At 55.5% G+C, this 22,338-nt stretch carries 19 protein-coding genes; 17 read left to right on the forward strand and 2 right to left on the reverse strand.

From position 1 onward, the window contains the following. The first annotated feature begins 363 nt into the window (after window positions 1-363). From KIS77_20705 to KIS77_20760, 12 genes are all read left to right on the forward strand, one after another. Window positions 364-2,079 (forward strand): PDZ domain-containing protein, encoded by a 1,716-nt coding sequence (locus KIS77_20705; GenBank protein MCW5924751.1) that lies wholly within the window; start codon window positions 364-366, stop codon window positions 2,077-2,079. 233 nt (window positions 2,080-2,312) lie between these two features. Further along, window positions 2,313-4,982 (forward strand): carbohydrate binding family 9 domain-containing protein, encoded by a 2,670-nt coding sequence (locus KIS77_20710; protein MCW5924752.1) that lies wholly within the window; start codon window positions 2,313-2,315, stop codon window positions 4,980-4,982. A gap of 472 nt (window positions 4,983-5,454) precedes the next feature. Next, window positions 5,455-7,692 carry a S9 family peptidase gene (locus tag KIS77_20715; protein MCW5924753.1) on the forward strand — a complete coding sequence of 746 codons (2,238 nt, stop codon included), beginning with the start codon at window positions 5,455-5,457 and terminating at the stop codon, window positions 7,690-7,692. A gap of 101 nt (window positions 7,693-7,793) precedes the next feature. Continuing rightward, window positions 7,794-8,486 carry a hypothetical protein gene (locus KIS77_20720; GenBank protein MCW5924754.1) on the forward strand — a complete coding sequence of 231 codons (693 nt, stop codon included), beginning with the start codon at window positions 7,794-7,796 and terminating at the stop codon, window positions 8,484-8,486. A gap of 82 nt (window positions 8,487-8,568) precedes the next feature. Next, window positions 8,569-9,012, forward strand: a complete 444-nt coding sequence (locus tag KIS77_20725; GenBank protein ID MCW5924755.1) for a hypothetical protein — start codon at window positions 8,569-8,571, stop codon at window positions 9,010-9,012. A gap of 131 nt (window positions 9,013-9,143) precedes the next feature. Further along, on the forward strand, window positions 9,144-9,887 hold the full coding sequence (bla, locus tag KIS77_20730) for a subclass B1 metallo-beta-lactamase (protein MCW5924756.1): 744 nt from the start codon (window positions 9,144-9,146) through the stop codon (window positions 9,885-9,887). A gap of 380 nt (window positions 9,888-10,267) precedes the next feature. Then, window positions 10,268-12,244 carry a sensor histidine kinase gene (locus KIS77_20735; protein ID MCW5924757.1) on the forward strand — a complete coding sequence of 659 codons (1,977 nt, stop codon included), beginning with the start codon at window positions 10,268-10,270 and terminating at the stop codon, window positions 12,242-12,244. A gap of 33 nt (window positions 12,245-12,277) precedes the next feature. Next, window positions 12,278-12,919 (forward strand): response regulator transcription factor, encoded by a 642-nt coding sequence (locus KIS77_20740; protein MCW5924758.1) that lies wholly within the window; start codon window positions 12,278-12,280, stop codon window positions 12,917-12,919. A gap of 150 nt (window positions 12,920-13,069) precedes the next feature. Then, window positions 13,070-14,026 carry a hypothetical protein gene (locus KIS77_20745; GenBank protein ID MCW5924759.1) on the forward strand — a complete coding sequence of 319 codons (957 nt, stop codon included), beginning with the start codon at window positions 13,070-13,072 and terminating at the stop codon, window positions 14,024-14,026. Between the two features lie 224 nt (window positions 14,027-14,250). Next, window positions 14,251-14,733: a nuclear transport factor 2 family protein gene (locus tag KIS77_20750; GenBank protein ID MCW5924760.1), complete on the forward strand. Its 483-nt coding sequence runs from the start codon at window positions 14,251-14,253 to the stop codon at window positions 14,731-14,733. Window positions 14,734-15,338: 605 nt separating this feature from the next. After that, a complete protein-coding gene (locus KIS77_20755) occupies window positions 15,339-15,881 on the forward strand; it encodes a hypothetical protein (protein MCW5924761.1) in 543 nt (180 codons plus the stop codon). Window positions 15,882-15,995: 114 nt separating this feature from the next. Next, a complete protein-coding gene (locus KIS77_20760; GenBank protein MCW5924762.1) occupies window positions 15,996-17,021 on the forward strand; it encodes a DUF1016 family protein in 1,026 nt (341 codons plus the stop codon). A 31-nt stretch (window positions 17,022-17,052) separates the two neighbouring features. On the opposite strand, the gene KIS77_20765 is transcribed toward KIS77_20760, so the two are convergent. Continuing rightward, complete coding sequence (locus KIS77_20765; protein ID MCW5924763.1) at window positions 17,053-17,988, reverse strand: DUF2236 domain-containing protein; 936 nt, start codon at window positions 17,986-17,988, stop codon at window positions 17,053-17,055. 251 nt (window positions 17,989-18,239) lie between these two features. Here KIS77_20765 and KIS77_20770 point away from each other — a divergent pair, with 251 nt between their 5' ends. Further along, window positions 18,240-18,734: a DinB family protein gene (locus KIS77_20770; protein MCW5924764.1), complete on the forward strand. Its 495-nt coding sequence runs from the start codon at window positions 18,240-18,242 to the stop codon at window positions 18,732-18,734. A 13-nt stretch (window positions 18,735-18,747) separates the two neighbouring features. Then, window positions 18,748-19,788, forward strand: coding sequence for a proline iminopeptidase-family hydrolase (locus KIS77_20775; GenBank protein ID MCW5924765.1), 1,041 nt, complete (start codon window positions 18,748-18,750; stop codon window positions 19,786-19,788). Window positions 19,789-19,800: 12 nt separating this feature from the next. Here the strand turns inward: KIS77_20775 and KIS77_20780 are convergent, their stop codons facing one another. Beyond that, window positions 19,801-20,211, reverse strand: coding sequence for a hypothetical protein (locus tag KIS77_20780; GenBank protein ID MCW5924766.1), 411 nt, complete (start codon window positions 20,209-20,211; stop codon window positions 19,801-19,803). 182 nt (window positions 20,212-20,393) lie between these two features. Here KIS77_20780 and KIS77_20785 point away from each other — a divergent pair, with 182 nt between their 5' ends. The 3 genes from KIS77_20785 (at window position 20,394) to KIS77_20795 (ending at window position 22,306) form a co-directional block, all read left to right on the forward strand. Continuing rightward, window positions 20,394-20,972, forward strand: coding sequence for a protogloblin ApPgb (locus tag KIS77_20785; GenBank protein ID MCW5924767.1), 579 nt, complete (start codon window positions 20,394-20,396; stop codon window positions 20,970-20,972). A 351-nt stretch (window positions 20,973-21,323) separates the two neighbouring features. Beyond that, the gene (locus tag KIS77_20790) at window positions 21,324-21,587 is read left to right on the forward strand and encodes a DUF2024 family protein (protein ID MCW5924768.1); all 264 of its coding nucleotides are present in this window, start codon (window positions 21,324-21,326) and stop codon (window positions 21,585-21,587) included. A gap of 236 nt (window positions 21,588-21,823) precedes the next feature. After that, window positions 21,824-22,306, forward strand: coding sequence for a winged helix-turn-helix transcriptional regulator (locus KIS77_20795; GenBank protein ID MCW5924769.1), 483 nt, complete (start codon window positions 21,824-21,826; stop codon window positions 22,304-22,306). The last annotated feature ends 32 nt before the right edge of the window (window positions 22,307-22,338 follow it).

The following is a 22,338-nucleotide window of genomic DNA, read 5'->3' on the forward strand; positions in this document are numbered from 1 at the left end:
GGGACATTGGGCGACTGTCTTTGCCTGATTGTTAAGATCGCGCTAAAACCTGTAATTTTCTCAAAACTACGAAATCGTTCGTAGTAATTTTCCCTCCGAATTCCAAAGTGCCGAGCACCCGGCGAAGACCGAGCCAAACACTTTGTTTTTTTGTAAAAACTTAGGCAGGACAGCAGACATTGAATCTTTGACAGGATTTACAAGATTTACAGGATAGAAGGAGTGGCTTCACCGCTAAAAATCCTGTAAATCCTGTCAAAAACCTATAAGCCTGCCAACAGAGTCTTATACGCTTGGGGCTGCCTAAGTTTTTACGTTTTTTTTAACTAATCACTCACGACAAAAACAATTTGCACAAAAGTTATGAAAACAATAGCTCACCTCCTTGCTATCTTCTTCATTTTGATGCCTTGGTGCCGCTCGCCGCTGTTTTCTCAACAAAACACCGCCAACAGCGAAAAAGTAATCACCATCACCAAACGAAGCGTTGACAAAGACGGCTCCGAAACCACCGAGACGATTGTCAAAAAAGGCAAAGCTTCCGAAAACTTTGATGTGGACAAGTACATATCGGAAAACAGAGCCGACAATGTGCAGGTGGAAGTGCGCGTGGAGCAACGCTCCAATGAGGAAAGCACCGTCACCATGAAACGCTCGCCCAGCAAAGCCAAAAGCCAGAGCACACATCCCGAAGATGGCTATGCAGGCATCTATGGCGCAAAGAGCAACGAGCCTAAGCCCTTCCTCGGCGTGGAAGAAGACTCCGACGAAGACCCCAACGAGCCGGGATTGGTAGTGGACGTTGTGCGCGGCTCTGCGGCAGATTTGGCGGGCCTGCGCGACAACGACGTGATTATGTCGCTCAATGGCGCCCCGATAACTCGTTGGAGCGACCTTTCCAACTTTATGAAAACGGCCAAAACTGGCGACAAGGTCAAAATCGTCTATCGTCGCAATGGAAAGGAAGCCACCACCGAGGCCACGCTCATCACACGAAGCGAGGTGAAAAAGGAAACGCCCGCGCCACGTGGCTTTCTCGGCGTGTCGCCCAAAGGCACCGACGACAAGGCCCCCGGCACCATCGTCAGCATCACCAAAAGCTCAGCCGCCGAAAAAGCAGGGCTGCAAACCGGCGATGTCATTTTCCAACTCGACGACACCACCATCGCCGACTATGAAGACATCAGCGACTTCATGCGATACACCAAGCCCGGCGACAAAGTGCGCATCGTGTTCGAGCGCAACGGCCAGCGCAACACCACCGAAGCCACGCTTGGCGAGCAAAAGGCATGGGACTGGGAAAACTGGAACATCGGCAACCTCAATCTCGACAACCTAAAAATTGACATCCGTGATAAAGCCGCCTGCCTCGGCGTGTATAGCGTCAATGCAACCGTGGACGACCAACAAGGCACCCAAATCACGGGGTTCACCGAAAAGAGCGCCGCACGCGAGTCCAATATGATAACGGGCGACCTTATCACCAGCATCAACGGCCAGCGCGTGCGAGGCCACGATGACCTTTGGAACGAAATCGCCAAACTCAAGGTGGGCGACAAAGTGGTGGTGGGTTACTTGCGCGACAAACAGCTCGCCACCGTGGAAACCACCCTGAAAGCCTGCCGCGACCAAAGCCGCGTGGAAATGTCGGAAACCGACGAGGACGGCAACAGCCAAAATCGGCGCTTTTTCACTTGGAACTGGGACCAAGACGAACAACAACGCCTGCGTACCAACCGAATCATCACTATCCGCAAACCAACCGACGGCGATGCCACCAACGCCGAACTGGCACCCGAGCAACCCACGTCGCAAGACCGCATCCTGACGCTCGACTCCTTCCGTGCCTACCCCAATCCCACGCAGGGGCAGGTGACCATCTCGTTCAAAGCAGCCCCGATAGCCACTGTGGTCACCCTATACGACATGAACGGGCGCCAGCTCTTCCGCGAAGAGCTCAATTATTTCAGCGGCGACTATCACCAGCAATTCGACCTCTCGGACTACGCCAAAGGCACGGTCGTCGTCCGGGTGCAGCAATCGGAAAAGGTGTTTACCAATCAGATTGTGGTGAACTGAGCTTGCGCGTCGGATTTGGATGACCGCCCGAACCTGCGAATGTGCGTCCCATAGCATGAACATGAGCCATCCCGAATTTCGGGATGGCTCATGTCCCTGACAGGATACGCAAGATTGACAGGGTATAATGCCCCCCATTATTAGACCACTTCTCTGCACGTTTGCTCCTTGACAACTTTGCGAATTTTTTGGTCGCGACAGTCATTTCGAGCCTGCTCGAATCTGCTCTTGCTATGAACATTCATCTCCTTCCTATCTGTTTCGTCCCGTTATACTACTATCCGGTCTTTGCTCAACCCCCACGGTTGGACACCGACCCGCCCAAACGGCAGTATTTCACCCAGCGAATAGCCAACGATGCCATTGCCTTGGACGGGAAACTGGACGAACCCGTCTGGCAAACCGTAGCCCCCGGCAACGACTTCATCGAATACCAGCCCGATGAGGGCACGCCGCCCAGCCAACCGACCGAGTTTCGGATACTCTACGACGACAAGTACCTGTACATCGGTTTTCGGATGTTCGATTCCGCGCCCGACTCGCTCGTCCGGCGCATGGACCGTCGCGACGAATTTCCGGGCGACTGGGTGGAAATCAACATAGACAGCTACCATGACCTGCGCACGGCGTTTTCGTTCACCTTTTCGTGCAGCGGGGTGCGCGGCGATGAGTTTGTCAGCAACAACGGCGAAGACTGGGACTCCAACTGGAACCCGATCTGGGACGGCAAATCCCAGGTGGATTCGCTGGGCTGGACGGCCGAGGTGAAAATCCCGTTCAGTCAACTGCGCTACAACAACGACCCGGAGCAGGTGTGGGGCTTTCAGGTGCAGCGGAACATCTTTCGAAAAAACGAACGCTCTACCTTCCAGCACATCCCGCAAAGCGGCAGCGGCTGGGTCAGCAGGTTCGCCGAACTGCACGGACTGAGCAACCTGCCGCGCAACAAGGGCATGGAAATCGCCCCCTACCTGTTGGCCAAAACCGAGCACTTTGAAAAACAGCTGGGCAACCCCTTCGCCGACGGCTCGAACCAGCAGGTCACGGTGGGCGTGGACGGCAAGTTCGCCGTGACCCGCGACCTCATCCTCGACTACACCGTGAACCCCGACTTTGGCCAAGTGGAGGCCGACCCCGGCGCCGTGCGGCTCGACGGCTACCAGATTTTTTTCAGCGAACGCCGCCCCTTTTTCATGGAAAGCCGAAACCTGTTCGACTACAACCTGACCGGCTCCGCCACGGGCTTCGATTTCGACGGCGACCTGCTGTTCTACTCCCGACGGATCGGCGGCGCGCCACACGGACGACCGCACTTGAACCCCGGCGAATTTGCCGATGTGCCGCAAGCGACCTCGATTTTGGGCGCAGCCAAGTTTTCGGGAAAAACCAAAAAAGGCTGGTCGGTCGGTCTTTTGGAAAGCGTGACCCGCCGCGAAAACGCTCAAATTGACCGCAACGGCGAGCGCCGAAAAGAATTGGTGGAGCCGCGAACCAACTATTTCGTCGGGCGGCTGATGAAAGACTACGACCAAGGGAACACGATTATCGGCGCTGTTTTCACGGCGGTGAACCGCGAAAAGGGCCTCGATTGGCTGCACCGCAGCGCCTACTCCGGCGGGCTGGACGTGCAGCATTTCTGGAAAAGCCGCTGGTGGAACGTCACGGGCAAACTGCTTTTCAGTCGGGTGCAAGGCTCCCCGGAAGCCATATTGGCCACTCAGCGCAGTTTCGAGCGCTATTTCCAGCGGGCCAATGCGCCGCACCTTCGGCTTGACCCCACCCGCACCGCACTCACCGGCACTGGCGGCACCGTCAAAATCGGGAAGTACGGCGGCAAGCCGGACAAATTGGGCGGCATCGTCAAATTCGAGGCGGGCGGCACCTGGCGTTCGCCCGAGTTCGAGGTGAACGACATCGGCTTCCTGCAAAGTGCCGACGAGGTGAACCACTTTGTGTGGGCGGGCTACCATATCCAGCAGCCGTTTTCGGTGTTTCGGAATATACGCTTCAACTACAACCACTGGTTCCGGTGGGACTTTGGCGGGCGGCACCTGTTCACGTTTTACAACGTGAATGCACACGCCTTTTTTCAGAGCAACTGGAATGTGGGCACGGGCTTTTTTCTCAACCCGCACGATATCTCCAACAATGCCCTGCGCGGCAGCGCGCCGTTGCGTCGGCCTAACGGTTATGGAGCGTTTGCCTACTTTGATTCGGATGAGCGGAAAAAGATGTCGTTCTACGGCAATGCCAATTTTTTCAACGGATTCGAGCGCGTCGTCACCTCGCGGAGCGTAAACGTCGGCATCAATGTGCAGGCCACCGATGCCCTACGTTTCGGCCTTTACCCCGGCTACGACTACGCCTGGCGGAAGCAAGACCAGTATGTGCAAACTGTGCGCCGGGGCGACGAGACCCGCACCATTGTGAGCGAGGTGAAGCAGCAGAGTTTTTCGCTAACCGGCCGCCTGACCTACAACCTGACCCCCAACCTGACCGTCCAGTATTACGGCCAACCCTTCATTTTCAGGGCGCTGTACAACCACTACGGCATCGTGACCGATCCGTTGGCGCAGGGTTATGACACGCGTTTCCATCGGTTCGGCGAGCAAGAGCTCACGGCCAAAGACGGCTTGTTTTCGGTGGACGAAAACCGCGACGGCACGACCGACTACACATTCTCCAAGCCCGATTTCAATTTTATCCAGTTCCGCTCCAACTTGGTGGTGCGCTGGGAGTACATCCCCGGTTCAGAGATCTTTTTGGTGTGGTCGCAGGGCGCCACCCCCGATGCGTACCACGATTTGGACACCCCGGTCATCCGCAGCCTGTTCGGCAATGTGTTCGACGTGCAGCCCGTGAACATTTTGTTGGTGAAGGCGACGTATCGGTTTTTGAAGTGAGTGCTGTATCGGCTATGAGAAACTTTGGTCATACTGTTTCCCCAACAATCAAGAACAAGGCCTTTTGCAAGGTGTGTTTGACCGCTGATTCGTCGCATCGAGCACTTGCCATGCGGCACGCTTCTCTTGAAAAAATACCGGTCTGGTTGTGGAAAACCTACCTAGGCTTTTAAAAGTGTGTTTGAAAAACAGGCTTAGCATGGCCGCTCATGTGGATTTTATTTTATACTTCGCGCCGCCAAGTTTTGGGCATGGCTAAAAGCGCAATCTGTTCAAAATCATGAAATCAATCATGGTCATCTGACAAATCCTAGCGAATCAAGGTATAACATTGCTCTCAAAGCAGTCAAGCCACACCCACGCAATGGCGTTTTTCAAACAGTTTTTATGAGCGCCTTGTGTTCGGCAAAACCACATCGCCACAGGAATTTCCCAAAAATGAATGACTTTCGCCTTGCCGAAATCGTTGTCTATGAAAAAAACAAATGCCTTACCCGCCGCCCTTCTGACGATAGTGGGCCTCCTTCTGCCTCCCGCGCTGCTTCCCGCGCAAAAAGCCATCACCCTCGACGACTGCTTTGTCTATTTCAGGTTCTACCCCGAACCGGGCCCCCATTTTCATTTTCTGAAAGACGGGGTGCGCTATGTGGAAGCCGACGACAAAGGGCTGCGCATCCATGACGTGCGCAATGCCGATTTCGATTCGCTGGTGCCGCTCAACCTGCCTCCCGAAGCGCGGGAATACGACGAGTTCACGTTCAGCGAGGATGAAACCAAACTCATCTTGCGCACGAAAAAAGAATCGGTGTATCGCCACTCCGTGTTGGCCGACTATTTTGTGTACGACTTCACGACAGCGGCCACCACATCTGTCTTCGAAGCAGGCAAGCAGCAATTTGTCGCGTTGGCACCCGACGGCGCTCATGTTGCCTTCGTGGCAAACAACAACTTGTACGTCAAGGATTTGGCTACCGGGGAAACCACACAGGTCACTCGCGATGGCGAACGCAACCACATCATCAATGGATTGCCCGACTGGGTTTATGAGGAAGAATTCAGCCCTGTCAGCGGCGAGGGCATGGTAGCGTCGAAATGGAGTCCCGATGGCTCCAAAATCGCCTTCCTCCGATTCGACGAGCGCGAGGTGCCAGAGTTTCCCCTCACATGGTATGAGGGCGGGATGTATCCGCGCCAGTCGTCATTCAAATATCCAAAGGTAGGCGAACCCAACTCGGTGGTCAGCGTGCACATCTACGATGTGGATGCGCGTACCACAATCGGTCAAATAGATGCCTTGGAAGCCGACGATTATGTGCCGCGCATTCATTGGACGACCGACAATCAGCTCGTCGTCACGCGGCTCAATCGCCCACAAGACACGCTCGAACTGCTGCTTGCTCTTTCCAACCGAGTGCTTCACGACGCGGCAGAAAACAAAAACTGGATACCCGTGCGCCCCCTTTTGCGAGAGACCGACCCCGCCTTCGTGGAAATCCACGACAACCTGATTTTTCTGAAAAACGGCCAGCAGTTCATCTGGACAAGCGAGCGCAACGGCTTCAATCACGTCTATCTGCAAAACATGGACGGGAAAACAGTGCGCCCACTCACTTTGGGCGACTTCGATGTGACGGCATTCTACGGCGTGGACGAAGAAAATGGTAAATTTTATTACCAAACAGCCACGCCCACCCCGCTCGACCGACAAGTGTGGGAAGGCTTGCTCGCGGGCGGCGAACCCAGATTGATGACCCCCAAACTCGGCATGAACGAAGTGACCTTCAGCCCTACCTTCGACTTCTACACGCACACTTGGTCGGACATCAACACCCCCCCGGTAGTGACGCTTTGCCGCCGCAATGGCGAAGTGCTGCGCACGTTTACCGACAATGAGCGCGTCCACCATTTGACTAAAGAATATGGCTTCGCTCCCAAGGCGTTTTTTGCCTTCGACCTTGCCCCGACAGCATCGGGAGCAGGACTGCCGCTAAACGGTTGGATACTCAAACCCGCCGACTTCGACAGCACGAAAAAATACCCTGTCCTGTTCGACATTTATGGTGGCCCAAACTCCCAGACCGTTCAGAATCAGTACAATGGCTACATCGGGGCGTGGCACCAATTGTTGGCACAAAAAGGCTACATCGTGGTCAGCGTGGACAATCGAGGCACGGGCGCTCGCGGACGCGACTTCAGAAAGTGTACCCAGCTCCAGCTCGGCAAACTTGAGACCGAAGACCAAATCGCCGCAGCCCGCTATTTCGGTTCTCTCCCTTGGGTGGATGCGGGGCGCATTGGCATCTGGGGCTGGAGCTTCGGCGGCTACCTGAGCACCTCCTGTATTTTGAAGGGCAACGACGTGTTCAAAATGGCCATGGCCGTCGCCCCAGTCACCAACTGGAAATGGTACGACACGGCCTACACCGAGCGATATATGCGCACCACCAAAGACAATGCAAGGGGCTATGAAGACAATTCACCCATCAACTTCGCCGACCAACTGCGCGGGGGAAACTACCTCATCTGCCACGGTATGGCCGACGACAACGTGCATTGGCAACAAACAACAGAGATGATAAATGCCTTGATAAAAGCGAACAAACAGTTCGAGACTTATTACTACCCCAACCGCAATCACGGCATCTACGGGAAAAACGCCACGCGCCACCTATTCACCAAATTGACCGCGTTTGTGTTGGAGAAACTGTGATTCGGATATTTTCGGAAAAAATACGGGTATTTTGAAACCTCAACCCAGACAGCGTTAGCCCTCTAAACCCTATCTTACCTCCGAAAAAAATCCTCCCGCGTATGAAACACTTGCTCGTCCTTGCCGCTCTGTGCCTGCTCGCCCCGAACCTCGAAGCGCAAAAAGCATTTGGCAAGCTCGTCGTCGGCCTTGAAATGGGATTCGATGTCAACCAGTTCACCGAAGGCATCAAACCCCGATTCATACCCGGCATTCAGGCCGAGGCACCCTGGGGGCCTTTTTCCTTCGGCATCGGCTTGGGCAGGGAAATCTACCGCGAGTACGACTACTACACCTACACGGGCCAGTCCGTCACCCGCATCGAGAACGAGCAAGCCGTCACCTACTACCTCTCCGATGCCCACGCCTTTCGCCCTGCCTATTGGACCATCCCCATCAAGATTGACTACCGTTTCCACAAGTGCCACTGCGTTTTTCTGCACGCAGGCGTGACCTTCGATTTTTTCAGCGACAGCCCGCCCGACCGCATCACGTTTCGCAATGCCGAGCTGCGCCAACAGCTATTGACGGAAGTGGGGCGCGAGCTCTTGTTCAAACAACGGACAAAGAGCTACGAGTTCGGCATCGGTTTCAAATTGCACTCCAACGACTACTTCCGCCTCGTGGCGCGGCCCTCGGTGGTGTGGAGCGAAAATCCCGAGATATACACCGACGCGCCAGCGTACATCCCCACGCTGCGCATGACGTTTGGGGCGCAATATGCTTTTATCCGGTACGGAAGTAGTAAAAAGTAGCGCATGAAAAGTAGCGGCAGCCACAGCAGAATCATTCGGTCAGCACAATAGCAACTCACCTTTTTCTAAATTCAATTTCATCATGAGAAAGCAAGTTTTATTTCTGTGTTCCCTTATTGCCTTCATAGGCATCGCGCTCAATGCTAATGCACAAGCACGCACGGATGTGCGAGACTTCGTAGCCGCCGCCAAAGAGACCGGCGAACAATTGGAAAGGCTGCTCCCATCCATGCAGAAAGACCGCAAAGCCACAGCATACGTCCCAATAATCGAATCTGCCATCAGGCTATCCGCACGCGTGCAGCAAGCAGGAGCCGGAATGAGCCAAAAACAGTACAACGGCTTCCAGCGCGAATTGGCCAAAATCGAGGCAGATTTAAACACCCAAACCACACAAGAACAAACCCCACACACCTGCCATGGCAAATGCGAGGCTGACTTTCCCGGAAAAGGCGGAGGCAAAGGCTGGAAGCGATTCTGGTGCAAAGTTGCCTGCATCAAGCTTGGACCGATTAGTGGGCAGTAGAAGCATCTGCGAATAAAACTACTTCGCCGTTCCATCGGAACGATACCTCGCTCATTTAGGTACCGTTCTGACGGAACGGCGAAAACTTCCTTTAGCACGCCCCCCCATTCTCCAATCATCCCATTCCATCCATGCCCTTTTACCCTCGTTTTTTGGCACTGTTTCTCCTTGCCGCCTGTGCTTCCGTCAAAAAACCTGCGCCACCGCTTCTCCATTCGGATACCCTGAAAATAGAGGCGCTGACCCCCGGCGTGTTTGTGCATATTTCCTACTTCGAGAGCGAACAGTTCGGGCGAGTCCCTTGCAACGGCATGGTTTACTTCCGTGACAGGGAAGCCATTGTTTTCGATACGCCAACCGATAGCGCCGCTTCCGCAACACTCATCCACTGGATTGAAAACAAGTGGAAAAAGCGCGTCAAGGCAGTGGTCATCAACCATTTCCACGAAGATTGTCTCGGTGGGCTGGCAGCATTTCATGCGCACGGCATACCGTCTTATGCCAACCAGTTGACCATTGACCTTGCTCGCGCCAACGCAAGGGCGGTGCTGCCGCAATACGGGTTCGATTGGATGCTGACCCTCTTCTGCGGAGACCGAACAGTGGAAAACCGTTTTTTCGGCAAAGGCCACACCCACGACAATATCGTATCATACCTGCCCGCGGAGAAAACACTCTTTGGCGGCTGTCTCGTCAAGGCCATGAACGCCGGGAAGGGCAACCTCGCCGATGCCGACACCACCGAATGGTCGGCAACCATAGAATCGGTGAAGCAAGCTTACCCGGACGTGAAATTTGTCGTTCCCGGTCACGGCGCATCGGGCGGCGCCGAGCTGCTCGATTTTACTTCAAAACTTTTTAGAGAGGGGCAATAAAGTTAATTACGTTGCCAAGCGTCACCCTCTTGACAACCTTTGGATTTTAAGAGAGTGTTCAGAAAAGTGTGTCAAACCATACCGGATGTTTTCTTTTTACGCAATGCACGCCGCGCTTAAATGAATGTAAATTATTGAAAACCAAAACTCTGTGCCCTTCGTGCCTCTGTGTTTTCTTATCGTCTCCATTGGGATGACACAGTTTTCTGAACACGCTCGATTTTAATTATTGACTACTTTTAACCCGCAAAACACGCCTGCAAATGGGCTTGTCGTACTTGTCCCCGAAATGATACTTCGCCATATTTGAGGCGACAATTTGAAATGTACCCGTTGCGGGTATGAAAAACACCAGCGAAAAACGAAAACACCGATACCCTATGCGTTGCGCATCCTTCCTCTACCCTCGCGCTTTCGACGCGGCGAAAAGGCATTTCCTATTCGCCTTTGTTGTGGCCACTTTCGCCTCCAATGCGCTGTTGTCTCAAGACAACCGCCTGCTCGACAGCCTGTACACGGCCTTTCACGCCGAGAAAGACCCGTTCAAAAAAATTGACCTGCTCTACAGCATCGCCGACGAGCAAGACGACTCGGGCAAGCCCGAAGACTGTTTCCGATATGCCGACAGCCTCGAACAGCTGTCGAAAGCCGCCCGCTACGAAAAAGGCTTGGCGCACGCATTCGATATTCGGGGACAGGGCCTGCGCAATCAGGGGAATTTTTCCGCTTCCATACCCGTCTTTCACGCGCAGTTGGCCATTTTTTCAAAAACAAACAACCTCGAAGGCCAAGCCCGAGCATTAAATAACATAGGTGCCAGTTGGCACGATATGCAAGTGCCCGACTCCGCCATCGTATATCAACTGCGCTGCCTCGACATAAAGGAACAGCTCGGCGACAAGGGCGCCGTCGCCTCGACAATGGCGAACATCGCCAACACCTACAGCGACATGAAGGCGTACGACAAGGCCATCAGCATGCTGCTCCGCGCCCTGCAAATCCGCCGCGAACTGGGCGAAGAGAAGCGCAGTATGTTCACCCTCAACAACTTGTCCGTAGCCTACGGCAAAAAAGGCGATTCCGAAAAATCCATCGCCTACGCCGACACGGCCATTGCCGTCGCGCTGAAATACGGAAACAAGATGGTGGCCGGCGTCGTGTGCGGCGGCATGGGCCACGTGCTCAACGAGCAAAAACGCTACGAGGAAAGCATCCAATGGTGCGAACGTTCGATGGCTTATTTGACAGAAGCCAACCGCGAGGCCAACATGGTGTACCCGCTGTGCAACATGGCCGCGGCCTACATCGGTCTCGGCCAATACGCCAAAGGGCTGGAGGTCAACCAACGCGGTTGGGCTATCATGCAGAAACTCAACTTGCAGGAGCCGCTCGAACCCTACTATGAAAACTTTGCCAACGCCTACGCGGGCTTGAACGACTACAAAAACGCCTACCACTGGCACAAAACCTACTCGGCCCGCATAGACTCCATGGCCGACAAGGACAACCTGAGCAAAGTCGCCAACATCGAAGCCAAATACGGCTTGGAAAAAAAGGAGCGGCAACTCAGCGAGCAACGCGCCGAAAACTTCCGTCAGCGCGTGGGCATTTACACGCTGATAGCCGCACTGGCAGCCTTTCTCGTGTTCGGCTATCTGTTTTGGAACCGCTACACCCTCCGCAAAAAAGCCGAACTCGACGCCGCCGTCATCCGTGAGCAAAAACTCGGGCTGAGCGCCGTCATCGAAGCGCAGGAAGCCGAGCGCAAGCGTATCGCCAAAGACCTGCACGACGGCATCGCGCAAGAGCTGGTGGCCCTCAAACTCGGGTTCGATGCCCTCGGCCGCCGCATCGGCAAAGTGGCCCCGGAAGAAACCGACCGCTTCGCCGACCTCAACGCCCAACTCGATGCCTCCTGCACCGAGGTGCGCGGCATCGCCCACACCATGATGCCGCCCACCCTCGAGCAGCACGGCCTCGCCCCCAGCCTCGAACTGCTGCTGCGCCATACGGCCCAACCCGCCGGGTTGCAAGTGCAATTCGACAGCCAAGACCTGCCCAACGCGCTCGACGAAAAAACCCAAGTGGGCCTGTACCGTATCGCACAGGAATTGCTCAACAACATCGTGCGGCACGCCGAGGCGAGCAAGGTGCTGGTGCGGCTGTTCCGCAGCGGCGACCACCTGGTGCTGCGCATGGAAGACGACGGCCGGGGCTTCGATTTTGAAAAAGCCCGCCAAAAAGGCACCATGGGCATCCTGAACATCCTCAGCCGCGCCGGCGCGCTCGGCGGCGAGTTTTTCTCCGAAAAAAACACCCCCCGCGGCACCGTCTCCGTCGTGCGGGTGCCCGTATAACCCAAACCGTCCACCGTCTCTCGTTCACTGTCCATGACTACCAACCGCATCTCCATCCTGCTCGCCGACGACCACCACCTCGTGCGCAAAGGCTTTCGGGCGCTGCTCGAAGAACTCGACTTTGTGGACATCGTGGGCGAGGCCGCCAACGGCAAGGAGGTCATCAGTCAGTTGCGCAACGGCGCCAAACCCGACGTGGTGCTGCTCGACTACGAGATGCCCGTGATGAACGGCCTCGAAGCCGCCGAGCACATCAGCCGCGATTTTTTCGGCGTGAAAACCATCATGCTCACCATGCTCCAGAGCAAGGAATTGGTGCAGGAAGCCGTAGAAAAAGGCGTGCGCGGGTTTTTGTTCAAAAACGCCTCGCTGGAAGAATTGGGCGAGGCCATCCGCCGCGTGGCTGCCGGCGAGCAGTACTTGGCCACCGAGGTCGCGCTCACGTTATTGAAGCCCGCCCACAACCCCGACGCGCAACTGCTCACCCAGCTCTCAGAGCGCGAAATCGAAATCCTGCGCTTGGTGGCGCAGGGGTTCTCCAGCACCGACATCGGCAAGCAACTTTTCATCAGCCCCCGCACCGTGGACACTCACCGCAACAACATCGTCCACAAACTCGGCGTGCAGGGCATTGCGGGGCTGACGCAGTTTGCCCTGCGGAATAAGCTGGTTTAGCCCTCCTTTTCACAGCAATTACGCACATCTGCGTACCCACTTTACGCAGACCTGCCGACGCTCCCGCGTCCGGAGCGCCCCCACCTTTGTCCTGTCAATCGGGACGTACTTCCTGCGGCCATTTTCAAACGTTCAAAACAGATACCCACCATGAGAAAGGTTTTCAAAGTCCTCGGCTATTTGCTCGCAACGCTCGCGCTGCTGCTCCTGTGCGTCGCTGCCTGGGTCAAATTCACCCCGATGCCGACCTACGCGCCCAAGTCCCTTCCGGTCGTGATACCGACCGACTCGGCTGCGCTGGCCGTCGGTCGCAAAATCGTCGAAGTGGAGTGCACGCTCTGCCATTTGGGCGACGACGGCAAACTGAGCGGTCGCCTGTTCAGCAAGCCCGACGACCCGTTTGGGGTCATCTGGTCGCGCAACATCACCCAGCACCCCAACAAGGGCATCGGCGCCTACACCGATGGCGAATTAGCCTACTTGCTCCGCACGGGCGTGACGCGTACCGGCAGTTGGGCGCCCTACATGCTGCTGCCCAACCTGTCGGACGAACACCTCGGCGCGCTCATCGCCTACCTGCGCTCCGACGCGCCGCTGATGCAGCCCTCCGAGTCCGACCCGCCGCCGGTCAAGTACAGTTTTTTGGCAAAGGCCTTGGTCAAGTTCGGATTGTTCGCACCCAAATTTCAAGAAATCAAACCCATTGAAACGCCGGCAACCACCGACAAGGTCGCCTACGGCAAATATCTGGCGACCGCGATGCTTAGCTGCTTCAAGTGCCACTCAGCCAGTTTTGAAACCAACGACGATTTTACACCCGAAAACTCGGCGGGTTTCTTTGGCGGCGGCAACCAGGTGGATGACCCTTCCTTCAACGTCGTTCTTTCGTCGAACCTCACCATGAGCAAAGACTTTGGCCTTGGCCAATGGACGGAAGAGCAGTTCCGCCTCGCCGTGCAGACCGGTCAGCGCCCCGACGGGCGCATCCTCAGCCCCGCCATGCCGCGCTTCGCCGCGTTCAGCGACGACGACATCAGCGCCATCTGGGCATACTTGCAGACGGTACCCGTGCTCGAAAACAACGTACAGGCGCTGCCGGCGAAATGACCTGTGGACACCTACACTATCCTCTTTTCACTTTGACTCTACAACCATGCAACTGTTCGAGATTTCACTGCTCATCGTCGGCTTGGCGGTGGGAGCCGTCGGGTTCGCATCCTGGGTTCAAGCACGCCGGACTTTGTTGAAGCTACCCAACCACAACGGCTAAGAAACCCTTCAAAAACACGAATTTTCAAACTATCTCACTCACTTTTTAATTTTTTCAAACAATGAAAAACATCTTGTTCAGCACCCTCACCCTTTGCTTTTTCGCACTGTTCACCCCAAACGCACAAGCCCAAACAGCTGCCGACGAGGCCGCCGTCCGAAAAATGTGGAACGAGGCTTGGGCCGCCTATCAAGCCCTCGACGTAGAAAAAGCCCTGACGTTCTATGCCGACAATGCCACCGAGGTTGGCCCGGATGGCCGCAAGGTGTCGGGCAAAAAAGAAATTCGCGAGATGTGGGCCGGCATGTCGCAAATGTTCGATGAAAAGCCCACATTCACGCCGTCCAACCTGTCGGTGCGGTTCATCACGCCGGATGTCGCGCTGTTGGACTGGGACACGACGAGCAGCATGAAAATCGGCGGCCAGCAGGTGGGAGGCAAGAGCAAAGACACCGCCGTTGTGCACAAAGTTGGCGGCAAGTGGCTCATCGAATTCGACTCTGTGACCCTGGTACAAGAAGCGCCCGAAGCGGCAGGCAAGTGACCTGCTCGGTAGGCATCAAACAAGCAGATTCAATGGGTATCTGGACAAGTGCCGGGTGTGGGCTTCGAGCCTGCCCCGGCCTTGTTCTTTTGGAAATTTTTTTATTAAAAAAACGTGAGTTCGGAGTTGAAACTTTTGAAAATCCAGCGACGGTGCCCTGAAACACATTCCGGGGCGCTGCCCTCCATCAAACAACATAGAGCATCTCCTACCGATTTTTCGGGGCGCTGCCCCTGCCTGAGTGGTCACAAAAATTCAAATGCCGCAAACGTTTGATTTCCATAAAGTCATTTTAGTACCTCAAAGAGGTGAAAAGTTGATAAAAATCGGGAATCAGTCGGCGATGCTCGCTTTGTCGGGTTCTGAGGTGTCATCCCGGAAGCATGGAGGGGTGACATATCAAGGACAGGCCGAGATGTCACCTTTTTCGTTCCGCAAAAGATGACACCTCTTGCAAACCGAGAGTGGCAGGGAATCAGTTTAGTCAAGCGCCATCTGTCAGGTCAAATATCTTCGAGCTCGAGTTAAAAAATTTAAAAAACTTTTTGTTTTCAAATCGTGATTTTTACTTTTGCAGCATCGTTAACATCTAAAATTATACTGCCATGAAAAAACAACTTGTTGGAACACTCGTCGGCGGCATCATTCTCTTCGTGTGGCAATTCCTGTCGTGGGCCATGCTGCAAGTACACAAGTCCGAATTCGGCTACACGCCCAATCAGGACAAAATTGTCGCCTTTCTAAGCGAAAACTTGAGCGAGGAAGGCACCTACATGCTCCCCTTACCGCCGCCCGGCACGCCCATGGACCAAGAGCAAAAATTCATGGAGCCTTATGCGGGCAAGCCGTGGGTGCACATCACCTATCACAAGTCCATGAGCATGGAGATGGGCATGAGCATGTTCCGGGGCTTTGTAGTGGACCTGCTCGCTGCGTGGCTGCTCGTGTGGCTGCTTTTGCAGTTCCAAACGCTCAACCTGCGCACGGCCCTGCAAGCATCGTTGGCCGTGGGCATCATCGGCTACCTGACCATCCCGTACCTGAACAGCATCTGGTTCGAGACCAGCTCCATGGCCTACCTCATTGACGCGCTCGTTGCTTGGGGGCTGGTAGGACTTTGGTTGGGGTGGTGGTTGCCGCGACGATAAGTTTATTTGACCGCCCCCAACTCCCCAATCACATACCCACCCAGATACGTCGGGGTGGGTATTTTTCTCAACAGGCTTATGCCTCGGATAAGCCATGCAAATGCAAGCAACACCATGAAAAGCATCAAGAAAATACCGCCCCCATCGCCCGAAGAGCCTTTGTTTCAAGACCTCAGCACCCTCATCGAGCAGAGTCGCAGGCAGGTGGCCATCGTGGCCAACAGCGCCGTGGTGATGCTGTACTGGCAGATAGGCCAGCGCATCAATACCGAAATTTTGCAAAACAAGCGCGCCGTGTACGGCCAGCAAATCGTGCCCGCCGTAGCGGCCCGATTGGAACAGCATTACGGCAGGAGTTTCCAGGAGAAAAACCTCCGCCGGATGATGCAATTCGCCGAGCAGTTCGAGGACGAGGAAATTGTCGTGCCAGTGGCACGACAATTGAGTTGGTCGCACATCATCGCAATCCTGCCGCTTAAGAGACTGGAAGCCAAGTTGTTTTACGCCCACGCCTGTGCAGAAAATATGTGGGGCAAGCGAGAATTGCGAGAACAAATCCGCCGCAAAGCCTTCGAGCGGGCCGAAATAGCCAACCTCCAAGTCGTCCAACAGCCGAGCCTGCCTCTGGACACGTTTCGAGACCCCTACATCTTGGACTTCCTCCAATTGAAGGACGGGTATTTGGAAAAAGACCTCGAGCAGGCGATTCTGCGGGAGTTGGAGCAGTTCATCTTGGAAGTAGGCAAGGGCTTCGCCTTTGTGGAGCGTCAGAAGCGGATGATAATTGACGGTGAGGACTTCTACCTCGACCTGCTGTTTTTCCACCGCAGGCTCCGACGCTTGGTGGCGATTGAGCTGAAATTGGGCAAATTTCAAGCCGCCGACAAAGGGCAGATGGAACTCTACCTAAAATGGCTCGACCGCTACGAGAGACAGGAGGCCGAAGAACGACCCGTAGGCCTGATTCTGTGCGCCGAGAGCAGCCGCGAACAAGTGGAACTGCTCGAACTGCACAAAGACGGCATCGTCGTGGCCGAGTACTGGACAGACCTGCCGCCCAAAAAAGAATTGGAAAAGCGCCTGCACCAAGCCCTGCGAAACGCCCAAGAGTACTTGGAGCGGCGGAAGTTGATGGGATAGAAAAAGTGAGCGGCGCAGGCATTTCTACTGCTTACTGACCGGCCCCCAACTCCCCGATCACATACCCGCCCGGATACGTCGGGGTGGGTATTTTCGTCAGCAGGCGCGGCTCGCGGCGCGGCGGCAGCAGACGCACGAGCCGACCGCGCAAGCGTACAGCCCCGCGCACGAGGTGCTGGAGCCAACGCGGGGCGGGCTTCAAGCCTACGGCCGCGAGCAGGTGGTCGTCCAACAGCGCATGGACGACCGGCGCGCCCAGCCCGTACAGCCAGCGCGGCAGAAACCACGACAGGAACAGGTTGCGCGTGGCCCGGGCGATGAGCTCGTTGTCGGGCGAGTAGCGGAACTCGGCGGCTTCATATTCGCGGTTGAAGCGGTCGTAGGCTTCGAGGCTCTCCGGGATGTCGCGGATGCCCATGCGGCGGCCCACTTCGCGCCAGAAGTAGTACGAGGCCTGCCGCTCGGCTTCGGTGAGCGGGCGCCAGCCGTAGCGCTCGTTCCAGCGGATGGGTTCGAGGATGAAGGTGGAGAGGGTGTACAGGTACTCGTCGTTGGGGATTTGGAAGCGGCCGTGCTGCTTGTTCATGCGCACGAGGGCGGCATGGCCGCGCGGGGTGTCGTAGCCGCCGCTTTCGAGTATCTCGGAGAGGATGAGCACCGTGTCGTCGTAGCGTTTTTGCGTGCGCTGCACAAACTCGCCCGTCTGCACGAGCAGGGGCGTGCCCTTGGCCACGCCAAACACGCGGAACAGGGCCAGTTCGAGGGCACGGGTGGTGTCCCACGGAAACTCGTAGCAGGCGCTCAGGTAGGCGATCTGCTGGCAGTCCCGCTCCGGGTCGAGTGTAGCGATGTAGTCCCGCAAGGCCATGCGCTTGCGCGAGCGGATGGCGTGGGCGGCTGCCTGTTCCCAAGGGGCGGGTGGGGCTTCGGTGTTTTTGAGGGTGGCGGTGGCGGCGGAGTCTGTCATGGTGCAAATATCGGGAATCCCGGCTCTGGGGAAGCGAATCGAACACTACTGGACAATTTCAAATTCACCGCGGAGACGCGGAGACGCAGCGTTTTTATTTTTTTGAAAATCAGATTTTTAGAAATCCTCCGCGTCTCTGCGTCTCTGCGGTTGGAAAAATGTCCGGTAGCGTGACCAAATTGGCATATAGTGTGCGCCATGAGCGATTGATCTACCTTTGCCCTGCAAAACACATAAAAACACCGCCCACCATGACCCAAGCACAAGCATTGGCCGCTCGGCTGCGTGAAGTCCTCCTGAGCGGGACTTGGATAGCCAACACCAACTTCAAGGATCAACTCGCGCGTGTGGACTGGGTGCAGGCAACCACCCCAATCGGCGACCTGAACACCATCGCGCTGCTGACTTTCCACATCAACTATTACCTACAAGGCCTCATCCAGGTCTTTCAGGGCGGCCCGCTCGACATCCGCGACAAGTACAGTTTCGACCTCCCCGAAATCCAATCGGAAAATGACTGGAACGCGTTGGTCGAGACTTTTCTCGACAATGCCGAGCGGTTCGCCAAACATGTGGAGCAAATGGACGACGCTCAGTTGGACAGCGCCTTCGTGGACGAGAAATACGGCAACTACCAGCGCAACATCGAAGGAGTCATTGAGCACAGTTATTACCATTTGGGGCAGATATCCCTGATTCGGAAAATGGTCGTGTCGGCACAGTTTCCCGTTGACCGTTCAACATAAAACAACTTCGACTATGAAAAACATCGGCATCCTCCTTTTCGCTTTTTTGATGCTTTTGGCCGCCTGCGGCAAAAACACGTCCGGTACAAACGCCGAGCCTACCCTGCAATCCTATTTTGCGCATACAGAGCCGGGCGTACAAACCGGCGGGGTGAAAATCGTCACGCTCAAAACGGACAAGGGCGATTTCAACCTGTGGACCAAACGCTTCGGCAACAATCCCCGCATCAAACTGCTGCTGCTGCAAGGCGGCCCCGGCTGCACGCATGAGTACTGGGAGTGTATGGAAAGTTTCCTGCCCGCCGAAGGCATCGAGTTCATCTACTACGACCAGTTGGGCACGGGCAACTCCAGCAATCCCGACGACACGACGTTCTGGGATTTGCCGCGCTATGTGGAAGAGGTGGAAACCGTGCGCCAAGCCTTGGGCCTCACCAAAGACAACTTTTTCCTACTTGGGCACTCGTGGGGAGGCATACTCGCCATGCAGTACGCGCTCAAATATCAGGACAACCTCAAAGGGCTTATTATTTCCAACATGATGGCGAGCTGCCCCGAATACGGCCAATACGCCGCCAATGTGCTGGCCAAGCAGATGGCCCCGGAAGTGCTGACCGAGATACGAACCATTGAGGCTAAGGGCGATTACGACAACCCGCGCTACATGGAACTGCTCCTGCCGAATTTTTACGCCAAGCACGTCTGCCGCATCCCGTTGGAGCAGTGGCCCGATGCCGTGAACCGCGCGTTCGACAAGATCAACCACAGCCTGTATGTGACCATGCAAGGCCCCAGCGAGTTCGGCATCGCCGGGCGGCTGGCAAAGTGGGATGTGAAAGACCGGCTGCCGTCCATCAAAGTGCCCACGCTCAGCATCGGCGCCACACACGACACCATGGACCCCGAGCACATGAAATGGATTTCCACGGCCGTGCAAAAGGGTCGCTTTCTGCTCTGCCCCAACGGCAGCCACATGTGCATGTGGGATGACCAAAAAAACTACATGGAAGGGCTGAGCGCGTTTTTGAAGGATGTGGACGCAGGTCGGTTTTGACAGACAACTCGCCTAAACAAGCACGGTCACCGGCTTCACAGGCAATTGTTCCGACACGATATCCGCTGCCTGCTCCGCTTCCGTACCGGGCTTTGGCCACAAGTGGAAACCACCCGACCACCCGGCGCCGATATGCCAAGTTCCCCAGATGCCGTTTTCGTCCACGTAGCCGCCGTAGCGGACGATGTGGGTGGCGTAGTGTTTTATCATATTGCAAAGCAATTCCTTCGTATCGTACACACCGCGCCAATCAAAGGGCGCCACATCATCGGCGCCGCTGCCCGTGACAATGCCGTTTCGGAAATCCAGAAAAAAGGCCATAAGGTGCTGCTGCTTCGACCAGCTGTAGGTGTAAAACCCCTCCCATTCGCCACTCGGAAACAAGGGGTGGGGCTCCGCTGCGCTGTTGTTGTCCGGTATCATGGTGAATTTTTTTGATGGTGCCCAACGCTTGTCTTTTAGGCACGCCTCGCGACGGGGCGAATCTCGCCTAAAAAATTCCCTTAGGCAATGTTTTTTTAGTTCGGATAACTAACATACTTTTGTCGCAACAAAAATAGTTCGGATTCCAAACATTAAAATCATCGTCTTAAATTTTTAAAACCATGTCCAACAACATCGCAGGCTACACCTACGGCCAAGTAGCCACCTCGCCCGTTACCCTCGCCGACCTCGCTCTTTTGAAACAAACCGTGCTGTTCACCGACGACGATGTGCGCCACCTGCGCCTTGCCGGCGACGTGTTGGCCGACCAAACCGATGCCATTCTCGACCTCTGGTATGGGTTTGTGGGCGGGCATCCGCACTTGGTGCATTATTTCACTCACAACGGCACCCCCAACATGGACTACCTCGGCGCCGTGCGCAAACGCTTCGGTCAATGGATTCTCGACCTCTGCAACCGCGACTACGACCAAGATTGGCTCAACTATCAGCACGAAATCGCCCTGCGCCACCACAGCGCCAAAAAGAACCGCACCGACGGCGTTCAGGCCGTGCCCATCGTGCATTTCCGCTACCTCGTGGCATTCATCTTCCCCATCACATTCACCATCAAGGGCTTCCTTGGCAAAAAAGGCCATAGCGCCGAACAAGTGGAAGCCATGTACGCCGCGTGGTTCAAGGCCGTGACCCTCACCGCGCTGCTGTGGTGCCATCCGTACATCAAGGAGGGCGAGTTTTGATAGACTTGTTGCGGTGCAGGCCTTTGGCAATGGGAAAGTCCTTTTTCCGACTGGTTTCGTTAAATTTTTCGCCGAATATGCCCGATTTCGACTGCAAAATTTGCCTTGCCAGTCGAAAAAATGACAATCCCCTTCACTCAAAGCCCTCCACCGCAACAAGTCCAACGTTCACCAACCTATCACCACACCATCACCATGCTCAACAAAAATTTTTTCAAAAAATTTGGACTCGCGGGCTTTGCCCTCTTCCTGCTCAAAGGGCTGCTCTGGCTCGGCATCGGCGGTACGGCGATGCTCGGCCTGTCCTCCAAAAACAGTAAACCCGACATGACAACAACATCCGATATTGCCATGAAAGTGGCCGTTTACGACACTTATGTGCCCAAAAAACAGGGCGGTATCATGCACTTCGATATCCTCGTAGATGCCAACGAGCGGGATTTGGAAAAAATTTACGCCTACGGACGAGAATATCTCGCCTCGAAAGGCCAGGCCGGCCAACCGCTCACGGCGAAGGAATGTCGCTTTTGCCACGTCGAAAATGCCAAAGGCCCCATCGAGGCCGCCATTCTCAAAAAAGGGTATTACATTATCGAAATGGAAGGCTGCAACTGACAAGCAGTGCGAGTGCATAGCGCGTACACTACTTTTGTGCTTTCCCGTCTTGTGGAGGCGCTGTGCTGGGCACGGCGCCTCCGTTTCGTCGCCACACAAATACGTCAACCAAGCGCATGAGCATATTCGACCCGCAAGCCCAGATACACAGCCCCGACTTCAAAATCGTGGCCGCGCTGGAACGCCTCGCCGAGGCGTTCCGCGCGTTGCTTTGGGACAAGTCCAAAGTGCTGGGCATCAGTCCCATCCAAATCCAGATTCTGCTCTTCGTGCGTTTTCACACCGACGACAAGTGCAAGGTCAGCCAGTTGGCGCAAGAGTTCAACGTGACCAAGCCCACCGTCAGCGAGGCGGTCAAGTCACTAGAGCAAAAGGGACTGCTCGAACGAAACCCCGACGAATCCGACACGCGCAGTCATACCCTGCACCTGACCGTCGCGGGCATGGACGCGGTGGCCCAAACCGCTGACTTCGCCGCTCCCATGCTCCGGGGCGTGTCGTCGGTACCGGCAGCCGACCAAGGGCCACTGCTGGAACAATTGCTCGGTATCATCGGACACCTGCAACGCGCCGGCATCATCGCTATGCAGCGGATGTGTTTTTCCTGCCGGTTTTATCAAAACACAGGCAACGGACATTTTTGTCGGTTTCTGAACAAACCCTTGGCCAACCATGAGCTGCGGGTGGATTGCGGGGAGTATGAGGCGAAATCTGCTTAAAATCAAGGACATCAATCATGGCCACCTGACAA

Source organism: Saprospiraceae bacterium (assembly GCA_026129545.1).
GTDB lineage: Bacteria > Bacteroidota > Bacteroidia > Chitinophagales > Saprospiraceae > M3007.